Source organism: Streptomyces sp. NPDC007863, from assembly GCF_040633895.1.
GTDB lineage: Bacteria > Actinomycetota > Actinomycetes > Streptomycetales > Streptomycetaceae > Streptomyces.
Genome location: NZ_JBEYEI010000024.1, coordinates 38,977 through 51,901, shown reverse-complemented (window position 1 = coordinate 51,901; position 12,925 = coordinate 38,977). Strand labels below are relative to the sequence as shown.

Sequence of the window (12,925 nt, the reverse complement as noted above, 5' to 3'; positions counted from 1 at the left end):
AGCGGGCGGATTCGTACGGCTGGGCCGTGAACACCGGGGACGGACGCTCGCCGAACCCGGCGAGCACCCGGGATGTCCGGCGGCGACGGTCTCCCGTAGGGAACGCCGCACCTCCGTCACCGAACTGACCCTCATTCACCGCGCGGCATCCACCGCGGGCATCCCCGACAAGTCCCGGCGGGTTCCCTGGCGTCCTCGGCGCGCCGCAGCCTCCTCCCGCCGCGAACGGGACCGGGCCGCCGAAGGGGCCGTGGTGGGCCGTTCGTGAGGGGCCCCTCCGGGGACCTGGTTCAGTCGGTTGTCGGAGGGTGGGGTTCGCCCGCCGCGCGGCGGTACTCGGCGTTGATGCGCTGGGCCTCTTCGAGCTGGTCCTCAAGGACGATGATGCGGCAGGCCGCTTCGATGGGGGTGCCCTGGTCGACGAGTTCGCGGGCGCGGGCGGCGATGCGCAGCTGGTAGCGGGAGTAGCGGCGGTGGCCGCCCTCGGAGCGGAGCGGGGTGATCAGCCGGGCTTCTCCCAGGGCACGGAGGAAGCCGGGTGTCGTACCGATCATCTCGGCGGCCCGGCCCATCGTGTAGGCGGGGTAATCGTCGTCGTCGAGCCGACCGAGCGGATCGTCTGCTGTCATTCTCACCTCTCCGGCGAACCTTCCGGTACACGGCCGGTGGTCCGGCTCGTTCACCGAGGGTAACGCCGCCGTCCGCGCCGCAGGTACCGGGCACCGTGGATGCCGGGAGCGGCGTACGAGGGGAATCGTCTTCGGGTGGAGAGCGGAGAGCGGAGAGCGGACGGTGGGGTGGGCCGTGGACGGACCGGTGAACGGGCGGGGCTTCCGCCTCGCGGCACCGGTCCTCCGGCCGTCAGGCCGCCGGGGGTGCGCCCAGACGGTCCGAGGCCCGCCGGACCTCGTCGGTGACGGCCGGGGCGGAGGCGGCCGGACGGGTGCCGCACGTGAAGCCGAGCCGGGTCATGGCCCGCAGGACCTCGTCGACGCCGAAGTCGCGGCGGTCCTGGCGCGTGACGACCGCGCCCACCTGCTTGGCGGGGTAGTTGCGGCGGCCGATGGTCACGAACGGGCCGGAGACGGGTTCGGGCACGACGCCCTTCATCGCCTCCAGGACACCACTCTTCGTCAGCTCGAACGGGAAACGGGCGATCACGCAGCGCATGGGACCTCACAGGGGGAAGGGAAGGGGCGCGTCGGGTGGGCGTTCCCGGCGCGGGGGGTCAAGGGCGGGGCGTGGTTCCCGCCGGGGCGAGTTCGCTCAGGCGTACCCGGTCGGTGTACGCGGCACTGGCGCGGAAACCGGCGAGCTGGGCCCGGGTGACGAGGCCGGTACGCCGGCCGTCGGCGTCCAGGATGGCCAGGTGGGCGGTACGGGCCCCGCTCATGACCGCCAGGGCGACCTCGACGGTCATGTCCGCCCAGACGTGCGGTTCGGCCGTCGTCTGGGCGGACGGCTGGGTCAGGGGCTGTGTCGGTGTCGGTGTCACAAGCGGCTCCTTCGGGGGGTAGGGGAAGTCATGGGTGCTGGATCAGGTGCGAGGTCCGGGCGGGTGCCGTCCGTCGCGGGGAGGGGCCGGGGACATGGCCGCCCGAGGGGGTCCGCGCGCCCGTGATGCGGTGCAGTTCCGCCTCGCCGGGGCGGATCGGGGTGATCCGGGGCCGGACGCCGGCTTCGGACATGAGGCGGGCGGTGGCACGGCGCTGGTCCGGTGTGACCAGGGTGACGACGCTGCCGGGGTTCCCGGCCCGGGCGGTGCGGCCGCTGCGGTGGAGGTAGTCCTTGGGGTCGGCGGGCGGATCGACGTTGACGACGAGATCGAGGCCGTCGACGTGGATGCCCCGGGCGGCGATGCTCGTGGCGACGAGCACCGGCACCTGCCCGCTCTTGAACCGGGCGAGCGTGCGGGAGCGCTGAGGCTGGGACTTGCCGCCGTGCAGCGCGGCGGCGAGCACCCCGTGGGCGAGCAGGTTCCCGGTCAGCCGGTCGACGGCGTGCTTGGTGTCGAGGAACATGATCACGCGCCCGGCACGGGAGGCGATCTCGGCGGTCGCGGCCTGTTTGTCGTCGGGGTGGACGTGCAGGACGTGGTGCTCCATCGCCGTGACGGCCCCGGCGGCGGGATCGACACAGTGCACGACGGGGTCCGACAGGTAGCGGTCGACGAGCCGGTCGACGGAGCGGTCCAGGGTGGCCGAGAAGAGCAGCCGCTGGCCTGCGGCGGGCACCCGGTCGAGGAGTTCGGCGATCTGGGGCGCGAACCCCATGTCGGTCATCTGGTCCGCCTCGTCCAGGACGGTGACGGAGACCCGGTCCAGCAGGCAGTCGCCCCGGGCGACGAGGTCCGTGAGCCGGCCCGGGGTGGCGACGACGATCTCGGTGCCCTTCCTGAGGGCGTACGTCTGTTTGCTGAGGGGCATTCCGCCGACGACCGTGGCCAGCCTCGACCCGACGGCGTGGGCGTACGGCGTCAGCGCGTCGGTCACCTGCTGCGCCAGTTCACGGGTGGGGACGAGGACGAGGGCGAGGGGTCGCCTGGGCGCGGCGCGGGTGCCGGCCGTACGGGCCACCAGGGCGAGGCCGAAGGCCAGCGTCTTGCCGGAGCCGGTCCGGCCGCGCCCCAGCACGTCCCGGCCCGCGAGGGCGTTCGGGAGGGTCGCGCTCTGGATGGGGAACGGCGCGGTGACGCCTTCGGCTTCGAGCGCGGCGAGGAGGCGGCCCGGCAGGTCGAGGTCGGCGAACGCCCCGACCGCCGGCAGCGCGACGGCGGTCGTGTCGGGGAGAGCGGTCTCGTGCCGCCCGCGGGTGGGTTCCCCGTGGCCCGGGGTGGTGCGGCGGACGGCCGGGTTCGTGCTGTTCATGCGGGACCTTCCTCGGTACGAGGCACGTCAAGGAATTTCCGCGGCGAAGGAACGGAACGTACGATTTCCCGACGGCTTCGAATAGGGCATGAAAGCTGAGCCGCCGGAAAGCTGCCCGAAAGGGGGATCGGCGGATGGGGCGGCACGAAGCGGAAGCGGTGACCGGACCGCAGGCCGCGGCGGTCCGGGAACGGAGCCGCTCGGAAGGATTCTCGTCGGGCGTACGCAGCAGGGGCCCGCACCCCGAAGGATGCGGGCCCCTGCTGCGGTGTGTCAGGGTCAGACGGTGACGATGTTCTCCGCCGTCGGGCCCTTCTGGCCCTGCGCGATGTCGAAGCTGACCTTCTGGCCTTCCTGCAGCTCACGGAAGCCCTGGGAGGCGATGTTCGAGTAGTGGGCGAACACGTCGGGGCCGCCACCGTCCTGCTCGATGAAGCCGAAGCCCTTTTCCGCGTTGAACCACTTCACGGTACCCGTGCTCATGATGTATCTCCTTCGAGGATCATCGGCGTCCGCACTGCGCGGAAACCATGTCGCCGAGATGATTGCCCCGCCGGAGAATCCGGAGACGAAAAGAAGTGCTCCCGGTCCCTTGAGGGACTGCGGGGGCACTTGAAGTTCGGGAACCACAACTGCAACTGAAATCGACAGTAGCACGACTTCGCCCCGGAACGCCGTGAAAATGTCTCCACTTCTTTTGTGCGGCAGTAATCCTCGCCGCGCCGCCTGCCGAATTCTCATGTCGCGCAGACAGATATTGGCTCCGCCCCCGCCTGTCGTCGGTCACCTCCACATCCGACGCGGCAGGGGGAGCATGCGGGCCCCGACGGCCGGCCTCGCCGGGCGGGTGTCCTTCGGTGTCGGTGTCTCCCCGGGAGCACTCTGCGTGGCCTCCGCGGACATGACCGCGTCGGTGTCGTGGACGTTGCCGGGGGCGGACGCGGCGGCCATCAGCCGTGCGGCGGGGGCGGGTTCGGTCTCGGGAGGGACCACGAGCAGGTCACACCGGTGAAGGCTGTACGACAGCAGGATCATCCTGTCCGGGGCCTGTTCGGGGAACCAGCCGACGTGCACGGTGTGTCCGCGGACGGGGACCGCGTACGGGACGGCGGGCCAGGGCGCGGGATTGGCCGTGAGGCGCGTGATGCGCCCCCAGCGCACCTCCAACGCCTCCACCAGCGAAGGGAGTTCGGCGGCGAGCTCGTGCGAGCGCGGCCACCAGGCGCCGTCCAGCAGGCCGGCGAGGGAGGTCTTCGGTGTCAGGGCCAGGCGCACCTGGCCGGTGAGGTCGATCGTGCGGGTCATGAGGCCGGGGCCTGTCCCCGGGGCCCGTGAGAGTGCCCCGGCGTATCGATCGCCGGAAACGACGCCCGCGTGGAGGCGGGCGTACGGAATGCTCCCGGTACCTCCAACGTACTCCGCGTCGGGACCGGAGCGGGTCACCCGAAGGTCAACCCCGCTTGGCCCACCGCCGGGCGAGCCGGGAGGCGGCCGCACCGGTCACGAGCGCGGCGAGTGGCACGACGACGGTCGTCCAGGGATCCCTGATGGGCCTGTAGGTGGCTGTGCCGTCTGTGATCACGATGAAACCGCGGGGTCGGGCTGCGGCTCCGCCTCCGCCCCCTCCGCCTTCGCCGGTCTTGGCCGCCGTGGCGTCGAGGCCGACGCCCCCGCCGAATCCGTAGGCGATCTCGGCGACGGGGATGACGGTGACGTCGCCCCTGGTGACGGGCTCGCCGTAGACGGCCTGCGCGGAGGCGCGTGCGCCGAGTCTGTCCGCCAGGTGTTCCAGCAGGTCGGCGGAGGCGCGGGCGACGGTCGACTCCGCCGGTGAGGTGGGCCGGATCCTGTCGTCCGGGGCGGTCATCGGGTGCCTCCGTCGGCGCTGCGTACGGCGGTGCCGAGGATGTGGGCGCCGGTCGGCATCGGGATCCTGGTCTCCGGGAAGTCGAAGCGGTCGACGGTGGTCATGGTGAAACCGGCGGCGGCGATGGCCGTCTGGGTGTCGCGGCCGGTGTGGCAGCCGCCCATCAGTCGTGGCCAGACGGTGGCGTCGAGGGCGCGCTGGACGCGCCGCGTCGCGGGCGAGCGGGCCTGGACGTGTTCGAAGAAGCGGAGCTCTCCGTCGGGCCGCAGGACCCGGTGGAGCTCGGCGAGGGCCGCGTGCGGGTCGGCGATGGAGCAGAGCGTCAGGCACACCACGGCCGCGTCGAAGGTGGCGTCGGGGAAGGGAAGCCGCTCCGCTCGGGCCTCGCACGTCTCGGTCGGGAGGGAGGTGGCGGAGGCCCGGTCCTGGGCCAGTGCGCGGAGGTTCGGTTCCGGTTCGACGGCGACGAGCCGTGTCACCTCGGGTGGGTAGTGGGGGAAGTTCAGGCCGTTGCCCGCTCCGATCTCGATGACCTCGCCGGCCAGGCCGGCCAGGAGCCGACTGCGGTGTTCGGCGATGCCCGCCTTCTCCAGGGCCGGGCCGGCGATCTTGGCGTAGAAGCGGGCGAAGAGCGGGTGCGGCTTGATCGGTTGTGTCACGGCGACCGTCTCCTCTGCGGCAGCCCCCGAGGGCTACTCTAGTATGCGGAGGTGCTACACAGTGAAGTCGATTCACGATATGTCGGAAGAGCCCGTTCCCGCCAGGGCTTCGCTCGACCGGCTCTTCGATCTGGCCGAGGTCCTGGGCGCGATCACGCAGCGGGGGATGGCCGAGAAGGGGCTGACCCCGGCGCGCGCGGGGGTTCTCTGGGCCCTGTTCCAGGACGGGCCCGTGACACAGCGGGCCCTCGCGACCCGGCTGGGAGTCACCCCTCGGAACGTGACCGGGCTGCTCGACGCGCTGCAGGAGGACGGGCTGGTGGTCCGAGAGCCGCACCCCACCGACCGGCGGGCCACGCTGGTCTCCCTCACGGACGAGGGGCGCTCGACCACGTCGGCGCTGCGGGGCGGCCGCGACGAACTCGCCGACCTCCTGTTCGCCGACGTGCCCGCCGATCGGCTCGACACGTTCACCGCGACCCTGGCGCAGGTGACGGGGCGGCTCAGGGCCGTCGGGGGAGACGGCCCCGAGTGACCGGCCGGGTGGCAGCCGCGCCTTCCTCCAGCCCGGCTGCCGGACCGACCGCGATGCCCACCGCCGAGGCCGGTATCGGTCGGATCGCGTCGCCCACGGCACCTCCCCCCTTCCGCCGGGCTCAGACCTGGTGGGCCGGCTCGAACTCACCCGGGCGCCAGGTCTTGTCGAACCACGGCTCCAGGGGGCCGTAGAGGCGGAGCATGGCGAACCACGCCTTGCCGGGGACGGTCTGGATCCAGTTGGCCTCGCGGCCTGCCGGGGCGGTGGGGCCGAACCACAGGTCGGTGGTGCCGTCGGCGTTCGTCTCGACGGTGCCGGGGAGGCTGGAGAGGGCCGGGGAATCGGGCGGCACGGAGTCGTTCGCAGCCACAGGGACCCCTTCACATCGAGGAAGCCGGTTCCGTCCGAGGCTGGGCGCGGAGGGGAAATGTCGCATGTCCCGCCCGAGAGCTGCCGCTCGTCCGCCCGCGAAGAGTCGCGGATCGCGTACGGCCTCTTCCCTCGGTTGCGGGACGCAGGGAAACCGTCCAGCTCGTCGAACCTGTCGAAAGTGACCACGGCCACCTGCGCCACGGCTCCCCACCCCTCCGTGCGGCCCTTTCGAAGACCGCACGGACGGCCGGCCTCAGAGGGCAGCGGTCACCACGCGAGGCTGGCCCCGACCCCGGCTCCGACTCCTGACCGTCGAGTTCGGCCACCAACGACGACGGATGCAGCGATGGTGCGGGTGCTGGCGAGTGCACGCCAGGCGGCAATGAGTAACCATTACGCTACGTATTGTGAGGATGCATCGGTTACCCCGCCTGCTCGCCATGACGACCCTGATGCTGTCGGCCGGCCCGCCGACGCCGGCCTACGCCGCTGTCCAGCCCGCCCCGTGTCTCGACGGGGTGAGGGAGACGAAAGGCAACTCGGCCGTCGACGACGGCGAGATCCGCTGGACCGACAACACGTCCTATGACGACGCCCGCACCTTCGCCGTCAAGACGTGGCAGTACCGCGGCTCGAAGATCAAGATCGTGGAGGACTCCGCGATCACCTCGAACGACGTCGAGTTCAAGGACGCCAACCTCGGGACGGGAGACCGGGCGCCCCTGGGCCGCTACGAGCGGCACGGCTCGATCGGCGCGACGGACTACGTCATCTTCAACAAGCAGAAGCTCCGTGGCGCCTCCAAGGAGCGGCTCAGGTACGTGGCGCTCCATGAACTCGGGCACGCCTTGGGCCTGTGCCACAAGAGCGACACGATCATCTCCCTGATGTGGAAGAACGCTCCGCCGCCCGGCTACGAGATCACCTGGATTCCCGACGTCGACAAGGCCAACTACAAGAAGCTGTGGGGCTGATGATGAACAAGATCGCACTCGGCGCCGCCGGCCTCGCAGTCCTCGCGGCCGGCGCCGGCGCTTACTTCCTCCAGCAAAGCGATCGGACGCGGGTGGAGTCGCTGTGCGCGGCGACGACCTCGGATGCGGCGGAGGCCGCCCGGGCCCAGACCCTCGCCCTGGTCGATGTCGTCGAGCGCGGCCGGTTCGTCGACAAGGGCAACGCCACGGGCGTGCAGACCTTCAAGGCCCGCACGCTGGCCGTGTTCAAGGGGGCGCTTCCGGCCGAGACGGAGATCGGCCTCCCCGAGGGCGCGGCGGCACAGGTCGAGGCCGGGGGCCGGTACGAGGTGTCGGTGATGGGCCCGGAGGAAGACGTGTGGCTCGCCCGCTTCACCCGGGCCGTCCCGGCGGCCGCGGACGCGGACACCGTGGGCGCGCACTGGAAGCAGGAGATCGAGCGGGGCTTCGTCGAGGCGCCCTGCACCGATACGACCACCGGTCCGTAGGGCGGGGGCCGTTCATCGCCCTGCCGGTCGACGAGCGGTCGCCGGCACCCCGGCCGAGCCGACCGAGAGGGACACCTCACGCCCGCCGGGCCCGGGCCGGCCCCTCGTCGGACGTTCAGGCTCGGCGGAGCCGTGTCCGCCCTGGTAGTGGGCCTGTGGGCGTACGCGAGGCGCCAGGTGCCGAGGAGGGACCGGCTGTACGTGTTCGAGGGAGGCGTCCTGTGCGGCCCGCCCGCGGGGGCGCAGAGCGCGTACCCCTGGTCCGGCATCAGGGCTGTGCGGCGTTCGAAGGGCTTGGTCACCACGGGCCTCGAAAGCGGAACGGTCACGACCCTGCGTCTCCAAGTCCCGGACGGACGGCTGCTCGCGCGGATCCACCTGCCGCAGGGGTCGCCCGCTCCGGGGTCCGCCGCCGACGTCGTCGCCGGACTCGTCGGCGGGGAGAAGCCGTAGGGCTCGCGGCAAGGGGGCTCACTCCGCGCCGCGCCGACCTGTGTCCGGCGGCCTGCTGATCGAGACGGCGGTGGCCGGCTGCGCGACGGAGCCAGGGGTAGGGGTGGCGGCGTAGGTCTCCCCGACTCGTGGTGCCATGAAGGTGAAGGAGGCGGACGCTCCCGAGACGCAGGAGGCGGCGACGGCCTCCCTGCGGGCGCGATCCGCCACCAGGGCGCGCGCGGTGCCGCGGCCGGCATCGCGTGGGCACGGGCGGTGAACGTGCCGCACGTGACGCCTGTGAGTTCAGACGCCGACTGCCGTGGGCGCGACGGCATCCTCGCGCAGGACGTCGGCGACGGTGGTGCGGGTCAGCTCGGCGAGCATGGCGTCGCGTGCCCGTCGGTCCAGGGCGAGGAGGTTGCGGTGGACGCGCTGGCCGACCTCGCAGTCGGGCTGGGGAACGTGCACGCCCAGGACCGGGTCCTCGTGGTTGAGCGCGATCCAGACCTGTGACAGATCGATCGCCTCGGCCTCGCGGGTGAGCATCCAGCCGCCGTGGGGTCCGGGCTGGGAGCGGACGAGTCCGGCGGCGCGCAGGCGGCCGAGGACGCGGCGCACGTGTGCCGGGTTGGTCGCGGGGCTGACGGCCAGCGACTGCGAGTCCCGCCATCGGCCGGGATCGCCGGCCAGCAGGGTGAGCAGGTGGACGCCGACCGCGAACTGCGTGTTCGTGGGCTGGGCCATGTGTCCATGGTACGGCTCACACCCGGGAATCGTATGCGCGGCTGTTACAGTTATATTCGTCATCGCCACGGTTACGAATACCTCGTGGCGACGGCGACCGGCAGAGGAACGACGGGCACCCGCCGCGGACCGCCCCGCCTTCCGCCACGCCTGGACACCCACCTCACCCCGCACCTCACCAAGGGAGAACCCATGGCCACCCTCACCGTCTTCGGCGCCACTGGATACGCAGGCGGCCACATCATCGACGAGGCCCTGCGTCGCGGGCACACGGTCCTCGCGGTGAACCGCGACGGCTCCGCCGATGCCCGTCCGGGGGTCACCCCGATCGCCGGTTCGATCGACGACGACGCCCTCGTGCGCGACCTGGCCGCCAAGTCCGATGTGTTCGTCGTGGCGGTCCGCGGCAGCGTCGACGACCGGCCCTTCCTGCCCCCGCTCACCCCCTCGCTCCTCACGGCGGCCGCCGCGGGCGGCGCCCGGATCGGCGTGGTCGGCGGCGCCGGCAGCCTGCACGTCGCCGAGGGCGGACCGCGACTGATCGACACCCCCGGCTTTCCCGACGCCTACAAGCCCGAGGCGAGCTCGCACGCGCAGGTCCTCGAAGCGCTCCGGGCCACCGAGGCCGACGCGGACTGGTTCTACCTCAGCCCGGCCGCCGAGTTCGGCGCCTGGGTTCCCGGCGAGCGCACCGGCACCTTCCGCCTCGGCGGCGACGTCCTGGTCGCCGACACCGAAGGCAGGTCCTTCATCTCCGGCGCCGACTACGCCATCGCCTTCCTCGACGAGATCGACACCCCGGCCCACCACCGGACCCGCTTCACCCTCGGCTACTGAGCCCGCCGCGGGCCGTCTCCGGCGGGAGACGGTGTCAGGTCCGCGAGCGAGGTCGGCCATGCGACGTCATCGATGGCGAGCCACGGCGCGGCGGCCACGCCGGTCGGTGTCAGTCCGGTGAACGCCTTGACCTCGCGGTGGAGGTGGGCCTGGTCGACGTAGCCGCTCGCGGCCGCCACCTGGGCGGCGGCGTCACCCGCCGCGAGGAGGTGGGCGGCGTGGTCGAAGCGCACCAGGCGGGCGGCATGCTTGGGGGTGAGGCCGATCTGGGACCGGAAGCGGGCCCACAGTCGTTTACGGCTCCAGCCCACCTCGTCGGCCAGGCTGTCGACGCGCACCCGTCCCCGACTGGTGAGCATGATCCCCCAGGCAGCGGCCACCTCGGGATCGAGCCTCGGGCGGGCGCTCATCCGTCGGCCAAGGGCATCCACGGCGAGCGTGAACCGCTCGTCCCACGACGCGGCGGCCCGCAGCCTCTCCTCGGTCCGCCCGGCGTCGCGGCCCCAGACGTCCTCCAGGGAGACCATCGTCCCGCTGAGGTCGGCCGACGCGCCGAGCACCGCAACCGCAAGGACCGGCGACAACCGGATCTGGAGGCACTCGATCCCCCCGGCCCCCCGGCCTCCGAGCCGAACGTCGCCCGGTGCCAGTCCCATGACCGTGCTGCCGCGATCGTGCCGGCCGTCGGCGTCGTAGAGGAGGCTCTCTTCGTCGCTGAGGTCCACGAAGAGAGTGACCGACGGGTGCGCGACCATGGAGATGTCCACGTGCGCCGGAGTGCGTTGGCGGAACCCGGCCATGCTGACTCCCGGCAGCCGTCCCGGCCGCCGGGGCACGGCGACCTCCACCGACGCCCAGTCGGGTGGTGGTTCGGAGGACCTCACAGCACCAGGGTAGGCGATGGGTGTCAGCGGGCCGTCGCCGCGAAGTGCAGCAGCAACTCGGCGGTCGCCTCCGGAGCTTCGAGCATGGGGAAGTGACCGACGTCGGGCAGCTGCTCGATGCGCGAGTTCGGCACCGTGTCGTACTGGTGCACCGAAGACGGATCCCAGCGGGGATCGGCAGCGCCGAAGATCACCAGAACCGGGACGTCGAGTGCGGTCAGGCGCGCGGGAAGGCGCCTCTCGGCGATGTACGCGCCGTTCTCGCGCAGCACCGTCCTGAACGTGCGGTAGCCAATGCCCCGTACATCGGCGACCAGGTCGTCCGGGACGTCCACCGGGCGGTGGCACACCACGGTCACCCCGCGTCGGAGCATCGCGTCGGAACGGACTCTCCAGAGGAACGGGCCGAGCGGCGGGGCGATCAGAGCCCGAAGGAAGACGGGCTGCGGAAGGACGGCGTCGGGACTCGGGCCACTGCTGATCAGCGCGAGCGAACCCACCAGGTCCGGGCGCTGTTCGGTGAGCGCGGTGGCGATGTATCCGCCGCTGGAGTGCCCGGCCACGGTGACCGTACGGAGGCCGAGCCCATCGAGCACCGCGGCCACGCCCGCTGCCTGTTCACGCACGTCGTACGACGGCGCGGGCGCGGACTGGCCGTGGCCCGGGAGGTCGATCCGGATGACGTGATGCCGGCTTGCCAGTGCCGGCACCACCGGGCCCCAGGAGCTGCCCGAGACCCCCGATCCGTGGATGAGCACCAGCGGTGGTGCCTCCCGCGGGCCGTCGTGGGCCACGTACATCCCGTGCACATGCTTGCCGTCGAAGATCCCCATACACGGGAGGATGCCCGGGCTGCCGGCCCTCGGTCTTGTACAAATGTCGTCACGGGTCCGACGATCACCAGGAATTCCGAAGGACTTCCGAGGAAGCCGGACCTCGTCATCCGGCTCCGTGCATGATCCGAGAAACAGAGGGCCGGCGGGGTGCGGGGGAGGGGCAGTTGCGGCCGGCCATGACGACGCCGTCGACATCGTCGGGGGAGCCGGTCCGGCCGAGCGGGTGCAGCCCGCGTCGTCGAGCCGGGTCAGCACCTCCCGGAGGCCCCCGAGGTCCGCGCCCTGAGACCCGCCACCAGCCTGCGGTCGTCCGCTCCGGTCCTTACCTGCGGGCTGGGGCCGATCCGCTCACCGTGCCGGGCGATCTCCGCCGACACCAGGAGAGGTCGGCCAGGGCGCCGCGCCCGAGGTTGAGGCGGGCGTACCCGCCGGGCAGGGCGCGTTCGACACGCGCTTCGGTATCCGTGCCGGGCCGGCACGTCGACGTCGACTGCACCCGGATGCCCGGCGAACCGATGATCCGGGCGGCGGTCTCGGCATCGAACCCCCCTGCCCCCGCCTCCTCCATCATCACCGGGTGCAGCCACGGTGACCCCTGCTCCTGGTGGGCGAGCGCCGCACGGTAGGGACCGCTGGCGACCGGCTCCTCCTCCAGGTACAGGTCCGGGGCCGTCCGCTACGGCTACTCAGTTCGCGCCGAAGCGAGCTAGGTATGTTGACATAGGTATGTGGTCATCCTTACGGTGGAGGCATGCTCCCGACCAGCGCGCCCGAACCGGGCATCGACCGCGTGGCCACCGCGCTCGCGTCGTGCCTGCCCGCGCTGGCCCGGAGCCTGGAGCGGCAGGTCGACCGGGACGCCGCGATCCCCAAGCCGCCGGAGGCGCAGCTCGCTCTGCTGCGCCATGTCGCTGCCCACGACGGGATCACCGTGCGTGAGGCCGCCGAAGCGTTGCTGATGAAGCCGAACAACGTCAGCGCGCTGGTGCGGCAGTTGACCGAGCAGGACCTGATCGAGCGCCGACAGGACGCCACGGACAAGCGCGTCGCGCATCTGCACCTCACTTCGACCGCCCAGCGGGAGATCGCCGAGGTCGACCAGGTGATGAGCGCCCATGTGGCCCGGGCCCTGCGCGCCATGACCGACGGCGAACTGGACGCCCTCGGCTCCGCGCTCGGTGCCCTCCAGGCGCTCGACGAGCGCCTGCGCCGCTCCGCGGCGTGACTCACGCGCGCCGCTCCTGAAGGGGCGGGCGCGCGAGTCGTGCCGTCAGTGGACTCCTCCTGCCCCGATCAGCGGCCGCTCGTCGGCCGTCTCGCCCATGCGCGCCCGCCGGGCACGGCACTCCCGCCCCGTCGCGGGGTGCCCGGCAGGCGCGTGGCCGGGGTGGAGTGCCCCACGTCCGCGCGCCTTTCCGCGCACT

Annotated in this window: 18 protein-coding genes; 6 read left to right on the top strand and 12 right to left on the bottom strand. The window is 72.2% G+C overall.

The window, feature by feature from the left end; translation table 11 throughout:
- Positions 1-290: 290 nt before the first annotated feature.
- The 8 genes from ABZ621_RS31550 to ABZ621_RS31515 form a co-directional block, all read right to left on the bottom strand.
- Positions 291-629 carry a MerR family transcriptional regulator gene (locus ABZ621_RS31550; protein ID WP_360609862.1) on the bottom strand — a complete coding sequence of 113 codons (339 nt, stop codon included), beginning with the start codon at positions 627-629 and terminating at the stop codon, positions 291-293.
- Between the two features lie 232 nt (positions 630-861).
- On the bottom strand, positions 862-1,170 hold the full coding sequence (locus tag ABZ621_RS31545; protein WP_360609861.1) for an SCO5918 family protein: 309 nt from the start codon (positions 1,168-1,170) through the stop codon (positions 862-864).
- Positions 1,171-1,228: 58 nt separating this feature from the next.
- Positions 1,229-1,420, bottom strand: a complete 192-nt coding sequence (locus tag ABZ621_RS31540; RefSeq protein WP_360609935.1) for a CBS domain-containing protein — start codon at positions 1,418-1,420, stop codon at positions 1,229-1,231.
- 103 nt (positions 1,421-1,523) lie between these two features.
- Positions 1,524-2,867 (bottom strand): DEAD/DEAH box helicase, encoded by a 1,344-nt coding sequence (locus ABZ621_RS31535; RefSeq protein WP_360609860.1) that lies wholly within the window; start codon positions 2,865-2,867, stop codon positions 1,524-1,526.
- A 279-nt stretch (positions 2,868-3,146) separates the two neighbouring features.
- Positions 3,147-3,350 carry a cold-shock protein gene (locus tag ABZ621_RS31530; protein WP_360609859.1) on the bottom strand — a complete coding sequence of 68 codons (204 nt, stop codon included), beginning with the start codon at positions 3,348-3,350 and terminating at the stop codon, positions 3,147-3,149.
- Positions 3,351-3,650: 300 nt separating this feature from the next.
- Positions 3,651-4,172 carry a DUF5994 family protein gene (locus ABZ621_RS31525; protein ID WP_360609858.1) on the bottom strand — a complete coding sequence of 174 codons (522 nt, stop codon included), beginning with the start codon at positions 4,170-4,172 and terminating at the stop codon, positions 3,651-3,653.
- Between the two features lie 145 nt (positions 4,173-4,317).
- The gene (locus ABZ621_RS31520; protein ID WP_360609857.1) at positions 4,318-4,734 is read right to left on the bottom strand and encodes a spore germination protein GerW family protein; all 417 of its coding nucleotides are present in this window, start codon (positions 4,732-4,734) and stop codon (positions 4,318-4,320) included.
- Complete coding sequence (locus tag ABZ621_RS31515; RefSeq protein WP_360609856.1) at positions 4,731-5,393, bottom strand: class I SAM-dependent methyltransferase; 663 nt, start codon at positions 5,391-5,393, stop codon at positions 4,731-4,733. Before ABZ621_RS31515 ends, ABZ621_RS31520 begins: the two co-directional genes overlap by 4 nt.
- Positions 5,394-5,472: 79 nt before the next feature.
- Here ABZ621_RS31515 and ABZ621_RS31510 point away from each other — a divergent pair, with 79 nt between their 5' ends.
- The gene (locus ABZ621_RS31510; protein ID WP_360609855.1) at positions 5,473-5,928 is read left to right on the top strand and encodes a MarR family transcriptional regulator; all 456 of its coding nucleotides are present in this window, start codon (positions 5,473-5,475) and stop codon (positions 5,926-5,928) included.
- 121 nt (positions 5,929-6,049) lie between these two features.
- Here the strand turns inward: ABZ621_RS31510 and ABZ621_RS31505 are convergent, their stop codons facing one another.
- On the bottom strand, positions 6,050-6,301 hold the full coding sequence (locus ABZ621_RS31505) for a DUF1214 domain-containing protein (protein ID WP_360609854.1): 252 nt from the start codon (positions 6,299-6,301) through the stop codon (positions 6,050-6,052).
- Positions 6,302-6,716: 415 nt separating this feature from the next.
- Between ABZ621_RS31505 and ABZ621_RS31500 the strand changes: the two genes are divergently transcribed.
- From ABZ621_RS31500 to ABZ621_RS31490, 3 genes are all read left to right on the top strand, one after another.
- Positions 6,717-7,277 carry a matrixin family metalloprotease gene (locus tag ABZ621_RS31500; protein WP_360609853.1) on the top strand — a complete coding sequence of 187 codons (561 nt, stop codon included), beginning with the start codon at positions 6,717-6,719 and terminating at the stop codon, positions 7,275-7,277.
- Positions 7,277-7,765 carry a hypothetical protein gene (locus tag ABZ621_RS31495; protein WP_360609852.1) on the top strand — a complete coding sequence of 163 codons (489 nt, stop codon included), beginning with the start codon at positions 7,277-7,279 and terminating at the stop codon, positions 7,763-7,765. The genes ABZ621_RS31500 and ABZ621_RS31495 overlap by 1 nt, the downstream gene beginning before the upstream one ends.
- A gap of 132 nt (positions 7,766-7,897) precedes the next feature.
- Entirely contained in the window at positions 7,898-8,218 is a 321-nt protein-coding gene (locus ABZ621_RS31490) for a hypothetical protein (protein ID WP_360609851.1), read from the top strand.
- Positions 8,219-8,503: 285 nt separating this feature from the next.
- Here the strand turns inward: ABZ621_RS31490 and ABZ621_RS31485 are convergent, their stop codons facing one another.
- Entirely contained in the window at positions 8,504-8,944 is a 441-nt protein-coding gene (locus ABZ621_RS31485) for an Rrf2 family transcriptional regulator (RefSeq protein WP_360609850.1), read from the bottom strand.
- A 192-nt stretch (positions 8,945-9,136) separates the two neighbouring features.
- Here ABZ621_RS31485 and ABZ621_RS31480 point away from each other — a divergent pair, with 192 nt between their 5' ends.
- Complete coding sequence (locus tag ABZ621_RS31480; protein ID WP_360609849.1) at positions 9,137-9,781, top strand: NAD(P)H-binding protein; 645 nt, start codon at positions 9,137-9,139, stop codon at positions 9,779-9,781.
- Here the strand turns inward: ABZ621_RS31480 and ABZ621_RS31475 are convergent.
- Both ABZ621_RS31475 and ABZ621_RS31470 read right to left on the bottom strand, forming a co-directional pair.
- Complete coding sequence (locus ABZ621_RS31475) at positions 9,775-10,581, bottom strand: helix-turn-helix domain-containing protein (RefSeq protein ID WP_360609848.1); 807 nt, start codon at positions 10,579-10,581, stop codon at positions 9,775-9,777. The two genes, ABZ621_RS31480 and ABZ621_RS31475, sit on opposite strands and share 7 nt — an antisense overlap.
- 107 nt (positions 10,582-10,688) lie before the next feature.
- Positions 10,689-11,498, bottom strand: a complete 810-nt coding sequence (locus ABZ621_RS31470) for an alpha/beta hydrolase (protein WP_360609847.1) — start codon at positions 11,496-11,498, stop codon at positions 10,689-10,691.
- Positions 11,499-12,252: 754 nt separating this feature from the next.
- On the opposite strand from ABZ621_RS31470, the gene ABZ621_RS31465 reads away from it, so the two are divergent.
- Positions 12,253-12,726, top strand: coding sequence for a MarR family transcriptional regulator (locus tag ABZ621_RS31465; protein ID WP_360609846.1), 474 nt, complete (start codon positions 12,253-12,255; stop codon positions 12,724-12,726).
- The last annotated feature ends 199 nt before the right edge of the window (positions 12,727-12,925 follow it).

Coding starts and splice junctions, on each gene's coding strand:
- ABZ621_RS31510 (WP_360609855.1), top strand. CDS start 5,473: ATGTCGGAAGAGCCCGTTCCCGCCAGGGCTTCGCTCGACCGGCTCTTC.
- ABZ621_RS31545 (WP_360609861.1), bottom strand. CDS start 1,170: ATGCGCTGCGTGATCGCCCGTTTCCCGTTCGAGCTGACGAAGAGTGGT.
- ABZ621_RS31550 (WP_360609862.1), bottom strand. CDS start 629: ATGACAGCAGACGATCCGCTCGGTCGGCTCGACGACGACGATTACCCC.
- ABZ621_RS31465 (WP_360609846.1), top strand. CDS start 12,253: ATGCTCCCGACCAGCGCGCCCGAACCGGGCATCGACCGCGTGGCCACC.
- ABZ621_RS31495 (WP_360609852.1), top strand. CDS start 7,277: ATGATGAACAAGATCGCACTCGGCGCCGCCGGCCTCGCAGTCCTCGCG.
- ABZ621_RS31500 (WP_360609853.1), top strand. CDS start 6,717: ATGCATCGGTTACCCCGCCTGCTCGCCATGACGACCCTGATGCTGTCG.
- ABZ621_RS31530 (WP_360609859.1), bottom strand. CDS start 3,350: ATGAGCACGGGTACCGTGAAGTGGTTCAACGCGGAAAAGGGCTTCGGC.
- ABZ621_RS31520 (WP_360609857.1), bottom strand. CDS start 4,734: ATGACCGCCCCGGACGACAGGATCCGGCCCACCTCACCGGCGGAGTCG.
- ABZ621_RS31535 (WP_360609860.1), bottom strand. CDS start 2,867: ATGAACAGCACGAACCCGGCCGTCCGCCGCACCACCCCGGGCCACGGG.
- ABZ621_RS31540 (WP_360609935.1), bottom strand. CDS start 1,420: ATGACCGTCGAGGTCGCCCTGGCGGTCATGAGCGGGGCCCGTACCGCC.
- ABZ621_RS31485 (WP_360609850.1), bottom strand. CDS start 8,944: ATGGCCCAGCCCACGAACACGCAGTTCGCGGTCGGCGTCCACCTGCTC.
- ABZ621_RS31470 (WP_360609847.1), bottom strand. CDS start 11,498: ATGGGGATCTTCGACGGCAAGCATGTGCACGGGATGTACGTGGCCCAC.
- ABZ621_RS31480 (WP_360609849.1), top strand. CDS start 9,137: ATGGCCACCCTCACCGTCTTCGGCGCCACTGGATACGCAGGCGGCCAC.
- ABZ621_RS31475 (WP_360609848.1), bottom strand. CDS start 10,581: ATGGCCGGGTTCCGCCAACGCACTCCGGCGCACGTGGACATCTCCATG.
- ABZ621_RS31525 (WP_360609858.1), bottom strand. CDS start 4,172: ATGACCCGCACGATCGACCTCACCGGCCAGGTGCGCCTGGCCCTGACA.